17 protein-coding genes and 3 pseudogenes are annotated in these 17,447 nt (G+C 65.6%); 12 read left to right on the top strand and 8 right to left on the bottom strand.

Annotated features, from left to right (window positions below):
• Nucleotides 1-4: 4 nt before the first annotated feature.
• The 3 genes from GT370_RS16745 to GT370_RS16735 are packed head-to-tail and all read left to right on the top strand — an operon-like array spanning nucleotide 5 to nucleotide 3,409.
• Nucleotides 5-1,087, top strand: coding sequence for a glycosyltransferase (locus GT370_RS16745; protein ID WP_039885386.1), 1,083 nt, complete (start codon nucleotides 5-7; stop codon nucleotides 1,085-1,087).
• A gap of 1 nt (nucleotide 1,088) precedes the next feature.
• Nucleotides 1,089-2,465 carry a glycosyltransferase family 39 protein gene (locus GT370_RS16740; RefSeq protein WP_008495002.1) on the top strand — a complete coding sequence of 459 codons (1,377 nt, stop codon included), beginning with the start codon at nucleotides 1,089-1,091 and terminating at the stop codon, nucleotides 2,463-2,465.
• Nucleotides 2,462-3,409 (top strand): threonine ammonia-lyase, encoded by a 948-nt coding sequence (locus tag GT370_RS16735; RefSeq protein WP_008495001.1) that lies wholly within the window; start codon nucleotides 2,462-2,464, stop codon nucleotides 3,407-3,409. Before GT370_RS16740 ends, GT370_RS16735 begins: the two co-directional genes overlap by 4 nt.
• A 17-nt stretch (nucleotides 3,410-3,426) precedes the next feature.
• On the opposite strand, the gene GT370_RS16730 is transcribed toward GT370_RS16735, so the two are convergent.
• Nucleotides 3,427-4,518: an acyltransferase family protein gene (locus tag GT370_RS16730; protein WP_270183422.1), complete on the bottom strand. Its 1,092-nt coding sequence runs from the start codon at nucleotides 4,516-4,518 to the stop codon at nucleotides 3,427-3,429.
• Nucleotides 4,485-4,631 (bottom strand): hypothetical protein, encoded by a 147-nt coding sequence (locus GT370_RS16725; RefSeq protein WP_270183421.1) that lies wholly within the window; start codon nucleotides 4,629-4,631, stop codon nucleotides 4,485-4,487. Before GT370_RS16725 ends, GT370_RS16730 begins: the two co-directional genes overlap by 34 nt.
• A 303-nt stretch (nucleotides 4,632-4,934) precedes the next feature.
• Here GT370_RS16725 and GT370_RS16720 point away from each other — a divergent pair, with 303 nt between their 5' ends.
• Genes GT370_RS16720 through GT370_RS21655 form a run of 4 tightly spaced genes read left to right on the top strand, consistent with a single transcriptional unit; the run spans nucleotide 4,935 to nucleotide 7,538 of the window.
• Nucleotides 4,935-5,510 carry a MarR family winged helix-turn-helix transcriptional regulator gene (locus GT370_RS16720; protein WP_008494999.1) on the top strand — a complete coding sequence of 192 codons (576 nt, stop codon included), beginning with the start codon at nucleotides 4,935-4,937 and terminating at the stop codon, nucleotides 5,508-5,510.
• 6 nt (nucleotides 5,511-5,516) lie between these two features.
• Nucleotides 5,517-6,233, top strand: a complete 717-nt coding sequence (locus tag GT370_RS16715; protein WP_008494997.1) for a response regulator transcription factor — start codon at nucleotides 5,517-5,519, stop codon at nucleotides 6,231-6,233.
• 7 nt (nucleotides 6,234-6,240) lie between these two features.
• A complete protein-coding gene (locus GT370_RS21660) occupies nucleotides 6,241-7,053 on the top strand; it encodes a HAMP domain-containing protein (protein ID WP_442865454.1) in 813 nt (270 codons plus the stop codon).
• Nucleotides 7,050-7,538, top strand: a complete 489-nt coding sequence (locus GT370_RS21655; RefSeq protein ID WP_442865453.1) for a sensor histidine kinase — start codon at nucleotides 7,050-7,052, stop codon at nucleotides 7,536-7,538. Before GT370_RS21660 ends, GT370_RS21655 begins: the two co-directional genes overlap by 4 nt.
• Nucleotides 7,539-7,661: 123 nt before the next feature.
• Here the strand turns inward: GT370_RS21655 and GT370_RS16705 are convergent, their stop codons facing one another.
• The 4 genes from GT370_RS16705 to trpS form a co-directional block, all read right to left on the bottom strand.
• Nucleotides 7,662-8,816, bottom strand: coding sequence for a hypothetical protein (locus GT370_RS16705; protein WP_168118439.1), 1,155 nt, complete (start codon nucleotides 8,814-8,816; stop codon nucleotides 7,662-7,664).
• 107 nt (nucleotides 8,817-8,923) lie between these two features.
• A complete protein-coding gene (locus GT370_RS16700) occupies nucleotides 8,924-9,172 on the bottom strand; it encodes a DUF3678 domain-containing protein (protein WP_270184420.1) in 249 nt (82 codons plus the stop codon).
• Nucleotides 9,173-9,174: 2 nt separating this feature from the next.
• Complete coding sequence (locus GT370_RS16695; protein WP_270183420.1) at nucleotides 9,175-9,462, bottom strand: hypothetical protein; 288 nt, start codon at nucleotides 9,460-9,462, stop codon at nucleotides 9,175-9,177.
• An 18-nt stretch (nucleotides 9,463-9,480) separates the two neighbouring features.
• Entirely contained in the window at nucleotides 9,481-10,488 is a 1,008-nt protein-coding gene (gene trpS / locus GT370_RS16690) for a tryptophan--tRNA ligase (RefSeq protein WP_008494991.1), read from the bottom strand.
• A gap of 147 nt (nucleotides 10,489-10,635) precedes the next feature.
• Here trpS and GT370_RS16685 point away from each other — a divergent pair, with 147 nt between their 5' ends.
• From GT370_RS16685 to GT370_RS16670, 3 genes and pseudogenes are all read left to right on the top strand, one after another.
• Nucleotides 10,636-11,187: a heme NO-binding domain-containing protein gene (locus GT370_RS16685; RefSeq protein ID WP_008494990.1), complete on the top strand. Its 552-nt coding sequence runs from the start codon at nucleotides 10,636-10,638 to the stop codon at nucleotides 11,185-11,187.
• A gap of 1 nt (nucleotide 11,188) precedes the next feature.
• Nucleotides 11,189-13,029 (top strand): annotated as a pseudogene (locus GT370_RS16680) (putative bifunctional diguanylate cyclase/phosphodiesterase).
• Nucleotides 13,030-13,188: 159 nt separating this feature from the next.
• The gene (locus tag GT370_RS16670; RefSeq protein ID WP_008494988.1) at nucleotides 13,189-13,848 is read left to right on the top strand and encodes an SGNH/GDSL hydrolase family protein; all 660 of its coding nucleotides are present in this window, start codon (nucleotides 13,189-13,191) and stop codon (nucleotides 13,846-13,848) included.
• A 42-nt stretch (nucleotides 13,849-13,890) separates the two neighbouring features.
• Here the strand turns inward: GT370_RS16670 and murJ are convergent, their stop codons facing one another.
• Complete coding sequence (gene murJ / locus GT370_RS16665) at nucleotides 13,891-15,423, bottom strand: murein biosynthesis integral membrane protein MurJ (RefSeq protein ID WP_008494987.1); 1,533 nt, start codon at nucleotides 15,421-15,423, stop codon at nucleotides 13,891-13,893.
• Between the two features lie 13 nt (nucleotides 15,424-15,436).
• A complete protein-coding gene (locus tag GT370_RS16660; protein WP_051060369.1) occupies nucleotides 15,437-15,922 on the bottom strand; it encodes a CHAP domain-containing protein in 486 nt (161 codons plus the stop codon).
• 84 nt (nucleotides 15,923-16,006) lie between these two features.
• Here GT370_RS16660 and GT370_RS16655 point away from each other — a divergent pair.
• Both GT370_RS16655 and GT370_RS16650 read left to right on the top strand, forming a co-directional pair.
• Nucleotides 16,007-16,467 (top strand): annotated as a pseudogene (locus GT370_RS16655) (methylated-DNA--[protein]-cysteine S-methyltransferase).
• Nucleotides 16,464-17,433 (top strand): annotated as a pseudogene (locus GT370_RS16650) (quinone oxidoreductase family protein). The pseudogenes GT370_RS16655 and GT370_RS16650 overlap by 4 nt, the downstream one beginning before the upstream one ends.
• The last annotated feature ends 14 nt before the right edge of the window (nucleotides 17,434-17,447 follow it).

The following is a 17,447-nucleotide window of genomic DNA, read 5'->3' as shown; positions in this document are numbered from 1 at the left end:
TCCCGTGCCGCTCGCCCTCACGGTCGTCGTACCGTGCTATAATGAGCGTGCGAACGTAGCACCCATGGTGGCCGCCCTGGACCAGGCCCTGCACGGGCTGGACTGGGAGGTGGTGTTCGTCGACGATGACAGCCCCGATGGCACCAGCGCTGAGGCCAAACGCCTGGCGCAGGGTGATGGGCGGGTGCGCTGCATCCGGCGCATCGGCCGGCGCGGCCTGTCCTCGGCGGTGATCGAGGGCGCGCTCTCTTCCGCCGCCGACTACGTTGCCGTCATCGATGGCGATATGCAGCATGACGAAACCCGGCTGCCTTTGATGCTGGACGCGGTGCGCGCCGGGGCGGATATGGCGGTGGGCAGCCGGCATGTGGAAGGCGGCGATTCCGCCGGGCTCTCCTCGCCGCTGCGGGTGAAGCTCTCGGAAACCGGCATCCGCATCGCCCAGGCGGTCACCCGCACCTCGATCTCGGACCCGATGAGCGGCTTCTTCCTGCTGCGCCGGGAGCTGTTCGAGGCTCTGGCGGCGCGCCTGACCGGGCAGGGCTTCAAGATTTTGCTGGATCTGATCCTGGCCTCGCCGCGCGTGCTGAACATCGCCGAAATCCCGTATAAATTCCGCCCGCGCCTGGCCGGCGAGAGCAAGCTGGACGTGCTGGTGCTGGCGCAATTCGCCGGGCTGCTGCTGGATAAGGCGCTGCGCGGCACGGTGCCGCTGCGCTTCATCTCCTTCGCGCTGGTCGGCATTGTCGGCGTGCTGGTCAATCTGGTGGTGGCGCAGATCGCCGCCGCCGCCGGGGCGGATTTTGGCACAGCGCAGACCATCGGCACCATCATCGCCATGGTGGTGAATTTCCAGCTCAACAACCAGCTCACCTACCGCGCACAGCGGCTGAAGCGGGCCAAGGCCTGGCGTGGGCTGGCCTTGTTCATGCTCGTCTGCGGGCTGGGGGCGATCGCGAATATCGGCATCGCCAAGGCGCTCTATGCCGAAAACGGGCATAGCCTGTTCTCCGGCGCGGCGGGGGCGGCGGTTGGCGTGGTGTGGAATTACGCGGTCTCCGCCACTTTGGTCTGGCGCGTGCGCTAGCATGGGGTTTGCCCTCGCGGCGCTGGCGGCGCTCACCGTCCTGCGCCTCGTCCTGGCCGCCTGGCTGCCACTGACCCCCGACGAAGCCTATTATTTCAGCTGGGCGCGACCGTTGCAGGCCGGCTATCTGGACCATCCGCCGATGGTCGCACTTTGGATCCGCCTCGGCACCGCTTTGCTGGGCAATGATCCGCTCGGCATCCGGCTGCTCGGGCCGCTCTCGGCGGCTTTGGGGTCGCTGGCGCTGTATGATGCCGGCAACCGCATCCTGCCCGGCCAGCGCTGCGGGCTGCTGGCCGCGTCCTTCCTGAACGCGACGCTGATGCTCGGCGCCGGCAGCATTCTGATGACGCCGGACACGCCGCTGATCTTCTTCTGGACGCTCAGCCTCTGGGCGCTGGCACGGCTGGTGCAGAGCCGGGATGCGCGCTGGTGGCTGGCAGCGGGCGCCCTGGCCGGGGCGGCGCTGTTTTCCAAATATACCGCTGCCCTGCTGCTGGCCGGCACCGGGCTGTGGGCGCTCACCGCCCCGCCCATCCGCGCCACGCTACGCACGGCCTGGCCGTGGCTGGGCATCGCTTTGGCGCTGCTGGTCTTCGCGCCGGATTTCGCCTGGAACGCCGCCCATGGCTGGGCCAGCTATCTGAAGCAAGGTGGGCGGGTGGATGGGTTCGACCCCGCCCGCGCGGCGCAGTTTTTCGGCGAGCTGATCGGCGGGCAGGCGCTGTTTTTCACGCCTTTGATCGCCATTCTGGCGGTGCGCGGGCTCTGGCATCTGCGCGCCGACAAATCCCCTGGCGCCCGGCTGCTGCTCTGGCTCAGCCTGCTGCCGGCTTCGGTGTTTCTGGAGCATGTGCTCACCGACCGGGTGCAGGGCAACTGGGTCGCCATTCTCTACCCCTCCGCCTGCCTCGCCGCCGCCGCCGCGCCGCCGCGCTGGCATCGCGCCGCGCTGGCGCTAGGCTTCGGGCTGACCGGGCTGGTCTATGTGCAGGTGCTGCACCCGTTCCTGCCCGTGCCCGCCGCGCGCGACACCGCCGCCGTGCAGATGGCCGGCTGGCCCGAACTGGCGGCGCAGGCCAGCGCCAGCCACCCCGCCTTCATCACCTCGGACGATTACGCCACCGCCTCCGAGCTGGCATTTTACGCCCCGAAAGACATGCCGGTTCTGGGGATCGGCCCGCGCTGGGCATATCTGGACTGGCGCAACGCAAAATTGCAGGGTGCCAGCGGGGTGTTGATCACGCGGCGCGACACCACACCCTGCCCGGACCCGCTCGGCACGATCAGCCGCAAGCAGGGCCAGGCGGTGGTGATGACCTATCGCGTCTGCCGGATCGCCGCCCCCGCCACGGCCAAGGAGTTTCCGCGCCCATGATGCTGCCAACCCCCCAGGATGTTCACGCCGCCGCCGCGCGGCTGCAAGGCCACATCATCCGCACCCCGATGCTGCGCAGCGCCAGTCTCGATAAAACCCTGGGCGCCACGGTGCTGATCAAGCCGGAGGTGCTGCAGCGCACCGGCACCTTCAAGCTGCGCGGCGCCACCAACGCCCTGCTGCGCCTGCCGGCCGAGATCCGGGCGCGCGGCGTCGTCGCCTATTCCTCCGGCAATCATGCCCAGGGTGTCGCCTGCGCCGCCGCCGCGCTGGGCGTGCCCGCGACCATCGTGATGCCGTCCGACGCGCCGGCGATCAAACGCGAATCGACCGAATTCTGGGGGGCGCGGGTGGTCAGCTATGACCGCTTTACCGAGGACCGCGCCGCCATCGCTGCCAGCATCGCCGCCGAGACCGGCGCCAGCCTGATTCCGCCTTATGACCATCCGGACGTGATCGCCGGCCAGGGCACGGCGGCGCTGGAGCTGCTGGAAGATGCCAGGGCAGCCGGGCTGACGATGGCACATTACATCACCCCGGCCGGCGGCGGCGGGCTCGCGGCGGGCGCGGCGCTGGCGTTCTCCGACCTCTCGCCCGCCACGCATCTGCACACCGCCGAACCGGAAGGCTGGGACGACACCGCCCGCTCGCTGGCGGCGGGCGAGCGCCTGGCCAATGACATGAAGGGCTCGCCGCTCTGCGACGCGCTGCTCTCCCCGGCGCCGGGCGAGCTGACCTTCGCCATCAACCGGCGCTTCTACGCCTCCGGCGTGGCGGTGAGCGATGACGAGGTCCGCGCCGCGCAGACGCTGGCGGCGCGGACACTGAAGCTGGTGGTGGAGCCGGGCGGCGCGGTGGCGCTGGCGGCGCTGCTGGCGGGAAAGATCGAGGTGAAGGGCAAGGTGGTCGGACTCGTGCTCTCCGGCGGCAACGCGGATCTGTGAACCGCTAAAAAGCCACCTTACAGCCCCGCCGTCTCAAGCCTCGCCGCCGGCTGTCGCGCGCCGCGGCGGGTGAGCGGCTTGGTCAGGCGGGAGAGCAGTCGCGTCCAGATCTGGTCCACCCAGGCCAGCGGCACCGCGCAGATCAAAGTGAGCACGATCGAGCAGAACGCCGCCACCAGCGCCGCCCCGGCCACCCCCAGCTGGCCCACCCCGGCCATGAAGGCGATGGCGCCGGCGGAGAGTAGAATCGGTCCGTGCAGCAGATAGATCGGGAAGGAGAGCAGCCCCAGCCACACCGCCCAGCCGCCGGAGAAAACCCGGCGCATGGTCGGGTTGCCGAGCAGCACGATGATGATCAGCGCCGCACCGGCATCCCAGACATAATGGCTGCAGGCGTTGGGCAGGATCGCCTTCAGCGGCGCGTGCATCAGCAGCGTCTGCTCATAGGTGAAGCTGAACAGATAGAGCCCGAGCAGCCCCAGCCCGCAGGCGGATTTATTGCCCAGTTCCGGCAGCCGGTTTTCCGCGAACAGCATCGCCAGCAGCGTGCCGCAGAGGAAATCGGTGAAAAAGGTGAACGGGTAGGAGGTGCCGGCGAGCCAGGACGCGAGCGCCATCAGCCCCAGCCGCAACCCCCAGCTGCGCAGCGCGAACAGCACCGGCGCGAACAGGAAGATGGCGAAGGAGCCGAACAGCTCGATGCGCATGGTCCAGAGCGGCGAATCGAACTTCACCTCGCCCAGCATGAACACATTCACCAGCCCTTCGCGCAGCGCCTCGTACCAGGTGAGATGCGCCGGGCGGATCGGCGAATTGCCGTGCGTGGCCAGCCATTGCGCGCCGATGACATGCGCCGCCTGCTTATATTCCAGCCCCGACCAGCTGATCAGCAGAAAGGCGAGCAGGCAGGCGATGACGGTGAGGCAGGCCAAACGCGGCCAGCGCTTGAGCATCGCCACCGCGACGCGCACCGGCCGGCGGTCCCGCGCGAAGGGCAGGCTGAGGATGAAGCCGGAAAGCACGAAAAACACCGCCACCGCGGCACCGCCATTGAGCATGCCAAGGATGAACTGGGTCAGCAGATCCAGCACCCCATGGCCATGCGGCACCGCCCCACCCCGTGTGGCGTGTAGGCCAGCACCAGATGGTACAGCACGACGATGGCGGCGGCGATGCCGCGCAAGCCTTCGAGAGGGATCAGTTTTCGCCCAGTATCCGGCATGTGGTTTAAGTGGCGTAGTTGACTGAAAAGTCAGCTTTCCAGCCGATGGCGTTTTTTTTAGCCCTTGCGCCGCCGGATTGGCTGGGGGCGTCGCACCTGAAACGTCCCTCGTCTGTTCTCTTCCGGAACAGCATTGCGGGCCCTGGCCCGACCAAGATGATAAGATGCGTGGCAACGCACGCCGCCCCCGACGCGCCATGGCCAAAACCATCCGATTGGGGTACGATCTGATGACAATCAAGCTTTGCGTAATAGACAGCCGCATTACCACGAACGGCCCAACAAACGGTTCAAGATACTGCCATGCCCGAAACCACGCCTCCCTCATTCCCGCCCGGCAAACGTGAAACCCAGGCCGGCGCCTCGCACCCGGCACCCGGCAACAGCCTGCTGTTTCTGCGTGAGGACGAGCTGCGCACGGCGCAGGACATGGTGTTTTTCGCCCTGCGCGACCTCAACGGCCCGCCGGATGCCATCCTCGCCAGCATGGATTTCGGCCGCGCCCATCATCGCTGCCTGCATTGGATCGGCCGCAAGCCGGGGCTGAAGGTGGGCGAGCTGCTCTCCATCCTCGGCATCACCAAGCAGAGCCTGACCCGGGTGCTCGGGCCACTGATCCGGGATGGCTATGTCGACCAGGTGCCCGGGCCTAAGGACCGGCGCCAGCGCCTGCTCAGCCTCACCGAAAAGGGCGCGGCGCTGGAGCGCAAGCTTTTCGAATCCCAGCGCGAGCGTCTGCTCAGCGCCTATCGCGAGGCCGGCGGCCCGGCGGTGGAAGGCTTCAAGCGGGTGATGCGCGGGCTGATCAACGAGCAGGGCCGCGCCCATCTGGACGCGCTGGAGGCGCCGCGCCCCGCCAAGGCGCCGCGCAGCCCGTAAGCCCGCATGAGCCACAGCGCCAGCCCCCCGCCCGAGGACGCGCCACACATCCTGCTGGTGGATGACGATGTGCGGCTGGCGCAGCTGGCCGGGCGCTATCTGTCCGAGAACGGGTTTCGCGTCACCCGGGCGGCCTCTGCGGCCGAGGCGCGCGAGCGGCTGCGGGCGATGGAATTCGACCTGATGGTGCTGGATGTGATGATGCCCGGCGAAACCGGTCTGGACCTCACCAACAGCCTGCGCGCCGAGCGCGCGCCCGCAATGCCGATCCTGCTGCTCACCGCCCGGGATACGCCCGAGGATGTCGTCGCCGGATTCGAGGCCGGGGCGGATGATTATCTCGGCAAGCCGTTCGACCCGCGAGTGCTTGTGGCCAGGCTGCGCGCCATGCTGCGCCGCGCCCAGCCGCCGGCCATCACCACCGGCCCGCTGCCTTTGGGCGAGGCCAGCTTCGATGCCGCGCGCGGCGAGCTGATCAGCCCGCAGGCACGGGTGCGCCTCACCGGGGCGGAGCTGGCGCTGCTGACCACGCTGGCGGCGCGCCCGCACGAGACATTCTCGCGCGAGGCGCTGGCCGCGGCGATGGGGCTGGATGATGTGAATGAACGCGCCATCGACGTGCAGGTGACCAGGCTGCGCCGCAAGATCGAGCCGGACCCGCGCGAGCCGCGCTTTCTGCAGACGGTGCGCGGCAAGGGCTATGTGCTGAAGCCGGGGCCGTGAGCCAGCCATGAAGCTGCGGCTCGGCCCGCTGCAGCCGGACCGGCTGTTCCGCAAAATTTTGCCGCGCGGGCTGTTCGGGCGCTCGCTGCTGATCGTGCTGATCCCGATGGTGGTGCTGCAGGCGGTGGCGCTGCAGATTTTCTACGGCTCGCATCTGGACGAGCTCTCCCGGCGCCTGGCCGATGCGGTGGGCGGCGAGATCGGCTTCATGATCGACCAGATCGAGCGCGACCCCGCGCACCGCACGCTGGTGCTGCAGGAGGGAGAAAAGCATTTCAATTTCGAATCAAGTTTTCTGAACGGCGAGACGCTGGAGCATCTGCCCCCGCCTGACGCCCCCGGCCCGGTGGATAACGACCTCGCCAATGCGCTGGCGCAGGATGTGCACCGGCCCTTCAATGTCTCCTGGCATAAAACCCCTGGCATATTGCGGGTGAATATCCAGATGGCGGACGGGGTGATCCGCATCGACGTGCCGCGCAAACGGCTTTTCATCGGCACCTTCTACATCTTTCTGGTCTGGCTGATCGGCTCCGCGCTGCTGCTGGTGGTTTTGGCGGCGTTGTTTTTGCGCACCCAGGTGCGTGGCATCCGCAGGCTGGCTGAGGCGGCGGAGAATTTCGGCATGGGCCGCGATAACGGGCCGATCCGCCCGGAAGGGGCGAGCGAGGTGCGCCGCGCTGGCGCCGCCTTCAACCGCATGCAGGAGCGGCTGCTGCGCTTTCTTACCCAGCGCACCACCATGCTGGCCGGGGTGAGCCATGATCTGCGCACGCCGCTGACGCGCCTGCGCCTGGCGCTGGCGATGCAGCCGGGGTGACGCCAGAGGATATGCGGGACATGGAAGGCGATATCGAGGAGATGGAGAAGCTGATCGGCATCTATCTCAGCTTCGCCCGCGGCGAAGGCGCGGAACAGGCGCTGCCGACCGATCTTCCAATTTTGCTAGCAGATCTCTGCACCGATGCGAGGCGCGCCGGCGCGGCGGTGAGCCTCTCCGTGCCGGAGGATTTGATCGTGACGCTGCGCCCGGAGGCGATGCGCCGCGCGCTGATGAATTTGATCGATAACGGCCAGCGCCATGCCAGCCAGATCTGGGTCAGCGCGGCGCGCAGCGGCACCAGCGTGCAAATCCTCATCGACGATAACGGCCCTGGCATTCCCGCGCAAAAACGCGAGACGCTGCTGCGGGCCTTTGAGAGCGACCAGCCGGGCGGGACCGGGCTGGGTCTGGCGATCGCCCATGACATTGTGATTGCCCATGGCGGGCGGATTACGCTCCTCGACCGGCCGGGGGCGGGTTAAGGGTGGCGGTGGAGTTACCGGGGTAGGGAGGCGGGCTACGACCCGGTTGGGACGTTCAGACCGCGAAGCACCAATCTCAAAAGCGGACGCTGAGTTCTATTATCCCGGTTTACATTTTCCCAACTAAGTTTTGTTCACGCTGTTGCGTTCGTTGGCCTTATCGGAGGCGTTCAACAGTTCTGTGAAATTCTCGAGATATGGATTGGATTCTTTGGGATCGTACCGTTCACGACCGATATAGTTGGAATATTCATAGGCCTGAATCAATCTAACACCGCGCCCTTTCATTACTTCGCTTTTAAGGCAGAAACGGTCCCTCCAAAAATTCCCCAAAAAATCTCTGTAGGTGACGTAACCATAAACCCGAAAAGTGTCCAATCCAGAATGAACCGCGTTAATTTCATCATTGCTCAAATCTTTTGTCTGACCAAAGATGACTTCAATCTCTTCGCCACTTTCAACAACAGCCCCAATATCAGCGGAACAAATCATATTAAGTTCCAATCGTGGATGGTCGGGGAGAAGTGTGCTGACAAAAAAATTAGCACCTTGTTCTATCAAATAGGCCTTTGACCCGCCGTCATTGCGCAAGCAAATATTGAAAAGGCTTTTGTTGGGGTGTAGCCAAGATAGGGGCTCGAAGTTTGTAGCGGAGATTTCAAACCGAGGGATTTCGGACCCGAAAGCGATATCAGAAGACAGTTTTGCTGCGTCGGCGGAGGCCTGCGCTGCATGAGCAGCGGTTTGGGTTGCGTTTGCTGAAATCTCCATCTGTGCAAGGGATTTCTTAAAGTCGTCAGCTTGAATTCCAGCGAGCTTGGAGAGTTTTCTGGTCTCCCACCACAAGAAAATTGTGGATAAGCTAAGAACTAACGTGAAAATAGCGACCCATGCGTCTGGCTCAAGCCCAAATATGCGCCTTTTTGCGGCCTCTTGTTCGGCAACAGCTTCAACCTCTTGTGGGGACGGTTGTATCTGTATGGCGGGCATCGATTGGCTCGCTGACGCAGAATTCGTCAGACCGTTGGCTTGGTCGAGACCCTTAGTGATTGCGGATATGTGAGGTTCGGCTATTGGCTGGCTGCCTTGCTGGAGAGCAGTGGGAGAGGCGGCGGCTTGAGCCGACATCATTAGAGAGAACACAAAACCTAGACCCTGCCCTCCAAGATAAAGGTATTCGCGACAGCGGCCTTCATGATGGAGAATAGGAACCACGCTAATAATGCTCCCAATATACCTTTGTACCGTTGCCGATCTGTCTGCGTCGGGCAACCCCATCTCTCAGTTGGGCTCCGAGGAAAGTCAAAGAAACAATTGAGCGGTGAGGGACCGCTAATACTGCCTGGCCGCTCCAAAGTGGCTAGTCAGTTTGCCCCCCAACCAGCCTACCTACCCCACCACCTCCCGAACCCCCTCCCCATGCGCCTCCAGCAGCGCCAATAGCCCCTGAATAATCTGCGTCGGCGTCGGTGCGCATCCCGCGATGACGAGGTCCACTGGCAGGAACGCTTCCGCCCCCCGGCCACGGCGGGGGAGCCCTTGAATACGCCGCCATCCACGGCGCAATCGCCAAGGGCCACCACGAAGGCCGGGTCCGGCATCGCGGCGCGTGCCTGCAGCACCGCCTCGCGCATATTCACCCCGGCGACACCGGTGATGAGCAGAATATCCGCATGGCGCGGGCTGGGGTGAAGCTCAGCCCGTATTGGGTGAGGTCGTGGATCAGGTTCTGGGTGGCGCGCAGCTCCAGCTCGCAGCCATTGCAGCTGCCGGCGGGCACGTGGCGAATGGCCAAGGCGCGGCCCAGCTTTTTCTGCCCCGCCGCTTCCAGCCGCGCGCGCAGGGTTTTGGCCAGCGCCGCATCCGCGGCTTGGGCGGGGGCGGCGCGGGAGATCACATGCCGGGCGAGGGTTTTCCAGACCATGGCGGCATCATAGCCAAATCACCCCGCGCTGGGCAAAAATCCGACAATGCGCTCCGCCTCGGTGGTGATCGGCCCGGCGATGGCGGCGGCTTTCGCGGCCCCTTTCTGCAAAATCCGGTCCAGCTCCGCCTTGTCGGCCAGATACTCTTTGGCGCGCGCGCCGATGGGGGCGACATGCGCCACCAGCGCCTCGGCCAAAGCGTTTTTGAACGGGCCGAAACCGCCGCCGGCGAAGCGCGCCAGAATCGCCTCCTGGCTTTCGCCGGAGACCGCCGCGAAGATCCCCAACAGATTGCGCGCCTCCGGCCGTTCCGCCAACGCCGCCAGATTATCCGGCAGCGCCTCGGTATCGGTCTTCGCCTTGCGGATCTTCTGGCTGATCGTATCCGCATCGTCGGTCATGTTGATGCGCGACTGATCGGACGGGTCGGATTTCGACATCTTCTTGGTGCCGTCACGCAGGGACATCACCCGCGCGGTCTCCTTCACAATCAACGGCTCGATGCGCGGGAAGAACTCCACCCCGAAATCATGGTTGAATTTTTCCCCGATATCGTTGGCCAGCTCGATATGCTGAAGCTGGTCGTCCCCCACCGGCACCTTGGTGGCGTGGTAGGCATGGATGTCCGCCGCCATCAGGTTCGGATACATGAACAGCCCGGTGGAGACCTCCTCCTGATTCTTGCCGGCCTTGTCCTTGAACTGGGTCATCCGCTTGAGCCAGCCCATGCGGGCGACGCAATTGAAAATCCAGCCCAGACGCGCATGGGCGGAGACGGCGGATTGGTGGAACAGAATGGAGCGCTCAGGGTCGATCCCGCAGGCCAGCACCAGCGCCGCCATGCCATAGGTCTGTTCGCGCAGGGACGCCGGCTCCTGGAAGGTGGTGATGGCATGCAGATCCACCAGGCAATAGATGCACTCATCCGCACCGTCCTGCAGCGCCACCCAGTTGCGCAGCGCGCCGAGATAATTGCCGAGCGTCGCGATGCCGGTAGGCTGGATGCCGGAAAATATGCGGGCCATGAGCGTCTCTACTCCTTGATCGCCCTCGGGTTAACCGGCAAACGGAAAACAGACAATAGGGATTGATTCCCAAGTGCGCCGTTGCCACCTCACCTCCCTATTCTCTGAATTAATTCCCCTGTAAGTTTTTCGCGAGATCGTTATTTCATGCTGGGTATCATTCCTCACACGGTGGACGGCTATATCCGCGCCAACCATTCACCGCAGGCCCGCGCGGCATTGCTGGAAAAAATCGGGCTGCCGGCGACGCAGAGTTTCCGGCTGGATACCGAATATGACGATGAAACCTGCTGCCGGCTGATCGAAGCGCTGGCCGAGGAAGCCGGCATGGATCGTGAGGCGGTGTTCGACGCGCTGGCGGTGTTTTTTCTGGACTGGGCGGAGACCACCTTCTCCGGCTTTTTCGCCGCCGCGCCGGATACGCGGGGCTTCCTGCTCATCCAGCCGGAAATCCATGCCAGCCTCGCCTGTGGCCTGCGTGCCGGGGCGCAACAGAAGATCAACGATAAATTCCGCGTGGTGCCGCTGCCTGACGGGGTCAGGGTGCATTATCGCTCTGATAACCGGCTGGGCGTGTTCTATTGCGCCCTGGCCCGCCGGCTGGCGCAGCGGCGCGGCGAGGTGGCCAGCTTCAATATCGTCGAGGGCGATCTCAGCGCCAGCGAAACCGTGATCGACGTTCGCCTGCAGCCCGCCTGACATGGCGGACCATGATTTTCCCGCCGAGATGGCGGATCAGGGGATCGACCGCAGCGCCATCGAGGCGCTGTGCCAGTCCATGTGCGGCGTCATTGGCGGGAATTTCAGCATCCGGCTGAGCACGGCAAGCGAAGATCTGACCGTGCAGAAAACCGCGCTGCTGACCAATTTCATGCTGGAATCCGCCCAGCGTGCCGTGGCCCGCACCCGCTCTTACGCCGATGCGCTCAGCAATGTGCAACGCATCATGAAGCTCTCCGCGTGGCGGATCAGCCATCCGGACGGGCTGGTGCAGCAGATCGAGGCGGATGCGGCCATCGCCCGCGCCCCGGCGCAGCGCGGGCTGGGCTGGTTTCTCGAACAGATCGCCCCGGATTATCGCAACAGCGTCGAGGCGCTGTTCGTGCAGGCGGGCGGCGCGGTGGAGTGGCCCAATCCGGACCAAAGCGCCTGGTTCCGCACCGAGGTTCTGCCCGAGCACGAGGCCGGCACGGTGGTCGGGTTCCTGGTCATCACCCAGGATATTTCCGAAACCCGCCGCGCCGCCGAGCGCATCCATTATCTCGCCAACCATGACCCGCTGACCGGGCTGGCCAATCGCCGCCGCCTGCAGGAGCAACTGACCGCTTCCCTGGCGCTGAGCCGGCGCTACGGCTCCCAATTCGCCGTGCATGTGCTCGATCTCGACCGCTTCAAGACCGTCAACGATCTTTACGGCCATGCCGCCGGCGACCGGCTGCTGATCGACCTCGCCGCCTGCCTGACCGGCGAGGTGCGCGATTGCGACATGGTCGCCCGCATGGGCGGGGATGAATTCGTGATCCTGCAAACCGACATCGCCAGCGCCACCGATGCCAGCAGCCTCGCCGAGCGGCTGACCGGCAAGGTGCGCAACCTGCTGGAACATACCGATTACGACACGCTGATGCCCACCGTCTCGATCGGCATCGCCCTCGCCCCGGCCGATGGCGACACCGCCGAGGCGCTGATCTCCCATGCCGACATGGCGCTCTACCAGGTGAAATCCGCCAGCCGCAACGGCTTTGCCTTTTTCAACACCGCCATCAATGACAGCCAGCTGGCCCGCGACCGGATGGTGGCGGATCTGCGCCGGGCGCGCGAGCGCGGAGAGTTCGAGGTGGTGTACCAGCCGCTGCACGATGTCGCCCGCAATCAGGTGACCGGCTTCGAGGCACTGCTGCGCTGGCACCGGGCCGGGGGGATGTCCCGCCCGACATCTTCATCCCGCTTGCCGAGGAGTCCGGCCATATATTGGAGATTGGCGCCTATGTGCTGAGGGAAGCCTGCCGCGCCGCGGTGGGCTGGGCGGTGCCGCTGCATGTCGCGGTGAACATCTCGGCGGTGCAGGTGCAAAAAGGCCGGCTGCCGGAGCTGGTGGCGCAAATTCTGGCGGAGACCGGGCTGGCCGCGCACCGGCTGGAGCTGGAGGTGACGGAGAGCATGCTGCTGGCGGATGTCGACGCCGCCATCGAGGTTCTGAACCAGCTCCAGGCGCTTGGCGTGCGTGTGTCCCTGGATGATTTCGGCACCGGCTATTCCTCACTGGCAACTTTGCGCAGCTTCCCGTTCGACAAGCTCAAGCTCGACCGCCGCTTCGTTCAGGATCTCGGGGCGGATGAGCGTACCGAGGCGGTAATCGCCGCGGTGCTGGATCTGGGCCGGGCGCTGGGGCTGAATGTCGTCGCCGAAGGGGTGGAGACCGAGACCCAGGCCAAATCCTTGCGCGACGCGGGCTGCCAGGTGCTGCAGGGCTATCTGATCGGCAGGCCGCAGCCGATCGCGCATTACAACAACCTCACCAGCGGCATCCAACTGGATTAGAGCCATATGCGTTGAGGTTGACGCGGCAGCGTCACCCTGAACGCATGAAATTGCTCGCCAAAACATGAGCGGAGCGCGTGGGTGTCAACCCATCTCGCTCCGAGGCCGGGTTGCCCGGCGGGACGCCACGGCTAGCCTCCCCCGCTCAGGAGGCAGCGCATGAGCGAGCAGGCGAAACGGATTTTATGCTTCGGCGATTCCCTCACCTGGGGCTGGGTGCCACGGGCGGAAGCGCCGCCCTCGCCGCGCTACAATTTTGCCCAGCGCTGGCCCGGGGTGATGGCGGCGGCGCTGGGGGCGGGATATGAGATCATCGAGGAAGGGCTGAACGGCCGCACCACCAGCATCGCCGACCCGCTGGACCCGAAGCTGGACGGCTCGGCCTATCTGCCCGCCGCGCTGGCCAGCCACATGCCGCTGGATCTGGTGATCATCATGCTCGGCACCAATGATTGCAAACGGCTTTATGGCCGCAGCGCTTTCGAGATCGCGGTCGGCATGCAGAAGCTGGTGCTGCAGGTGCGTGCCAGCGGGGTCGGCTCGGCCTATCCGGCACCGCGAACGCTGGTGGTGGCACCGCCGCCCCTCGCCGCCTCCGCCGTGCCCTGGTTCGCGCAGATGATGGAGGGCGGCCAGGCGAAATCCATGGCGCTGGCGGCGTTGTACAAGGACATGGCGGATTTCATGAAGGTTGCGTGCTTCGATGCCGGCAGCGTCACCGCAACCGGCGGGGTGGATGGCATCCATCTCACCGCCGAGAATAATGCAGCCATCGGCCAGGCCCTGGCCGGCGAGGTGCGGCGGCTGAAGCTGATTTAGCCTGTGACGCCATTCCATCGCCGCGACGCGGCGATGGAATGTTCAGCCGCGCTTGCGCCGGCGCAGCAGCCCCAGGAAGCCCGCCAGGTCGAACGCCTTCAGCGCCAGGCCCGGGCCGAAATAGAACAGCGCCCCCACCACCACCAGCAGCAGGAAATAAGGCAGGCTGGCGACGCTTTGCGGCAGCAGGCGCTGCACCCCCCACAGGGCGGCGGCCATGACCACGCCCGCGAGCAGAATGCGCGGAATCCGCCGGCGGGAGAGCGCATCGAAGCGGAAATGCCCGCGCCGGCGCAGTAGCCAGAACAGCAGCAGCGCGTTGCAGGCGGAGGAAAGCGAGGTGGCCAAAGCCGGCCCCACCGCCTTCAGCGGGTGCATGAACAAGAGATTGAGCCCGAGATTCAGCAGCACCGCGAAGATGCCGATTTTCAGCGGTGTCACCGTATCGCCGCGCGCATAAAAGCCGGGGGTGAAAATCTTGATCAGCGCGAACACCGGCAGGCCGAGCGCGAAGGCGGCCAGCGAGCGCCCGGCCAACACCGCGTCATGCGCCGAAAAGGCGCCCCGCACGAAGGCCACATCCATCACCGCTTTCGCCGCCACCGACAGCCCGATCGCCGCCGGCAAAGTCAGCATCAGCACGGATTCGAAGGCGCGGTTGAGGGCGGTATTCGCCTCCGCTTCCTCGCCCAGCGCGATATTGCGCGTCACCGCCGGCAGCAAAGCGGTGCCGGCGGCGGTGGCGATGACGCCCAGCGGCAGCTGGTTCACCCGGTCCGCGTAATAGAGGATGGAGACCGAGCCCGCCGGCAGCAGCGTGCCGATGATGATGTCGATGGAGACATTCAGCTGCGTCACCCCCGCCCCGACCAAGGCCGGGGCCATGCGCCGGAACATCTGGCGGATATGCGGGGAGAAGCGCAGTTTCGGCCGGGTGAAGCGCATCCCCGCCCGGCGGATGGCCCAGAGCACCAGCGCCAGCTGCGCCACGCCCGAAACCGTCACCCCCCAGGCCAACGCGTAACCGGGATTGCGCGTGTAAGGGGCGAGCCAGAGCATCGCCGCGATCATGAACAGGTTGAACAGCACCGGGGCGGCGGCGGCGGCGGCGAAGCGGCTCATCGCGTTCAGCACGCCGGAGAAAAGTGCGGTGAGGCAGATGAAGAACAGATACGGGAACATCACCCGCGACATCCCCACCGCCAGATCGAACCGCCCGCCATGCCCGGCGAAGCCAGGTGCGAGCACATAGAGCAGCCAGGGCATGAAAATTTCACCGATGATGGTGATGCCGCCCAGCCAGAACGCCATCACCGCCGTCGCCTCCTCGGCGAAATCGGTGGCGGCACGCAGCCCCTGTTTGTGCAGGATGGTGGAGATGGCGGGCACGAAGGCGGCATTGAAGGCACCCTCGCCGAACAGCCGGCGGAACAGGTTCGGCAATCGCAGCGCTACGAAAAACGCATCCGCCACCGGGCCGGTGCCAAGCACGGCGGCGATGAGGATGTCACGGACGAAACCGAGCACGCGGCTCGCCATCGTCCAGGCTCCGACGGTGAAAGCGCCGCGTATCATGGGCGCCTCTTAGCTAGTTCGGCAGGATGAAGCCATAGGCGGGGTAGCGGGTGATGCCCAGCGTATGCGCCGGCTCGTACCAGACCCGCACCTGGGTCCAGTTATTCTCCGGCGAGACATCCACCACCGGCTGGTCATGCTCGATGCGCCCCGGCAGCCAGTTGGACTGGGTCACAAGAATTTCACGGCGCGATTCCAGCCCGGTGACCACCGCCAGATGGCCGACATCCATGGCGCCATGGGGTTTGAGCACCAGCACCGCGCCCAGGCGCGGTTCATGCGCGCGCGGATAGCGGCCTTGCGCCTCGCCCCACCATTCATAGGCATCGCCGCTAAGCTGAATGCCCGAGACATCGCGGGCATAAGGCACGCAGGAGAGATGCGTGGCGGTGCCGAAATGCGAAGGCGATTCCAGCCTTGGCCCACCCGCGCAGGCGGCCAGCGCCAAAGCGAGGCCAAGTGCGGCGAGGGGCGAAACTGAACGCAGGATGGAGCACATCTTCACGCCCGGTAATCTGCCGGAACCCGCCTCCGCGCCGCAACCCCGCTTGAAACCCGGATGCGCTGCGTCTAGCCTCCGCCCATGGCTTCGCTTTCCCTGCACACCCCGGTGGGTGACCTGACCTTGTTCGAGGAGGATGGCGCCATCGTCGCCCTTGAATGGGGCTGGGGCAGCCTGCAGGAGCCCTCGCCCCTGCTGACCCGCGCCAAGACGGCTTTGGATGCGTATTTCGACGGCGAGGCGCCGCTGCCGGCGGATCTGCCGCTCAAGCCGATGGGCAGCGCTTATCGCCAGCGCGTCTGGGCGGCGCTGCGCGCCATTCCGCACGGGCAGACCCGCTCTTACACCGAAATCGCCCAGGCGGCGGGGGCTCGGCGCGGTCCGTCGGCGGGGCCAATGCCGCCAACCCGATCCCCATTCTCATTCCCTGCCACCGCGTGCTCGCAAGCGCCGGCCTTGGCGGCTATTCCGGCGGCGAGGGGCTGGAGACCAAGCGCCTGCTGCTGGCACTCGAAACCCGCACCAAGGCGCTATCCGCATGAGCAAGGCCATCCGCATCCATGCCCATGGCGGGCCCGAGGTTCTGAAATGGGAGCAGGTGCCCACCCGCAGCCCGGCCCGAACGAGGTGCTGGTGAAGCATGAGGCGGTGGGGCTGAATTTCATCGACGTGTATTTCCGCACCGGCCTCTACAAGGCGGCGCTGCCGACCACGCTGGGCATGGAAGGCGCCGGCGTGGTGCTGGCGGTGGGCGAGAAGGTGAAGGGCTTCGCACCTGGCGAGCGCGTGGCCTATGCCGGCGGCCCGCTGGGAGCCTATGCCACCGAACGCGTGATCAATGCCGAGAAGTTGGTGAAGCTGCCGGAGAGCATCGATTCCAAAACCGCCGCGGCGATGATGCTGCAGGGTCTCACCGCCTATTTCCTCCTGCATCGCACCTTCAAGGTGCAGCCCGGCCAGACCATCCTGGTCCACGCCGCCGCCGGTGGGGTAGGGCTGATTCTGTGCCAATGGGCGAAGGCGCTGGGGCGGAGGTGATCGGCGTGGTCTCCTCCGAAGCCAAGGCCGAGATCGCCCGCGCCCATGGCGCCACGCACAGCATCATCGGCTATGCCAACCTGCCCGCCGAGGTGAAGGCGATCACCGGCGGGGCGATGGTGCCGGTGGTGTATGACAGTGTCGGCAAGGACAGCTTCAATGCCAGCCTGGATTGCCTGGCCCCGCTGGGGCTGATGGCCTGTTTCGGCAACGCCTCCGGCCCGGTGCCGCCGGTGGAGCTTTCCACCCTGGCGGCCAAGGGCAGCCTGTTCCTCACCCGGCCGAGCTTCGCCAGCTATATGTCGGCGCAGGCGGATATTCTCACCGGTGCCGCGGCTCTGTTCGATGTCGTCGGTTCCGGCGCGGTGAAGATCAGCGTCAACCAGAGCTTTCCGCTGGAGCAGGCCGCCGCCGCCCATACCGCGCTGGAAGCCCGCCAGACCACCGGCAGCACCGTGCTGATCCCCTGAGAAAAGGGCCATCC

Origin of the sequence: Acidocella sp. MX-AZ03 (genome assembly GCF_027626035.1) — a bacterium.
Lineage (GTDB): Bacteria > Pseudomonadota > Alphaproteobacteria > Acetobacterales > Acetobacteraceae > Acidocella > Acidocella facilis.
This window is presented reverse-complemented; position numbering and strand designations above follow the sequence as displayed.

Coding starts and splice junctions, on each gene's coding strand:
- GT370_RS16740 (WP_008495002.1), top strand. CDS start 1,089: ATGGGGTTTGCCCTCGCGGCGCTGGCGGCGCTCACCGTCCTGCGCCTC.
- GT370_RS16735 (WP_008495001.1), top strand. CDS start 2,462: ATGATGCTGCCAACCCCCCAGGATGTTCACGCCGCCGCCGCGCGGCTG.
- GT370_RS16725 (WP_270183421.1), bottom strand. CDS start 4,631: ATGCCGGATACTGGGCGAAAACTGATCCCTCTCGAAGGCTTGCGCGGC.
- GT370_RS16720 (WP_008494999.1), top strand. CDS start 4,935: ATGCCCGAAACCACGCCTCCCTCATTCCCGCCCGGCAAACGTGAAACC.
- GT370_RS16715 (WP_008494997.1), top strand. CDS start 5,517: ATGAGCCACAGCGCCAGCCCCCCGCCCGAGGACGCGCCACACATCCTG.
- GT370_RS21660 (WP_442865454.1), top strand. CDS start 6,241: ATGAAGCTGCGGCTCGGCCCGCTGCAGCCGGACCGGCTGTTCCGCAAA.
- GT370_RS16705 (WP_168118439.1), bottom strand. CDS start 8,816: ATGGGGTTGCCCGACGCAGACAGATCGGCAACGGTACAAAGGTATATT.
- GT370_RS16700 (WP_270184420.1), bottom strand. CDS start 9,172: ATGCGCGAGGCGGTGCTGCAGGCACGCGCCGCGATGCCGGACCCGGCC.
- GT370_RS16695 (WP_270183420.1), bottom strand. CDS start 9,462: ATGGTCTGGAAAACCCTCGCCCGGCATGTGATCTCCCGCGCCGCCCCC.
- trpS (WP_008494991.1), bottom strand. CDS start 10,488: ATGGCCCGCATATTTTCCGGCATCCAGCCTACCGGCATCGCGACGCTC.
- GT370_RS16685 (WP_008494990.1), top strand. CDS start 10,636: ATGCTGGGTATCATTCCTCACACGGTGGACGGCTATATCCGCGCCAAC.
- GT370_RS16670 (WP_008494988.1), top strand. CDS start 13,189: ATGAGCGAGCAGGCGAAACGGATTTTATGCTTCGGCGATTCCCTCACC.
- murJ (WP_008494987.1), bottom strand. CDS start 15,423: ATGATACGCGGCGCTTTCACCGTCGGAGCCTGGACGATGGCGAGCCGC.
- GT370_RS16660 (WP_051060369.1), bottom strand. CDS start 15,922: ATGTGCTCCATCCTGCGTTCAGTTTCGCCCCTCGCCGCACTTGGCCTC.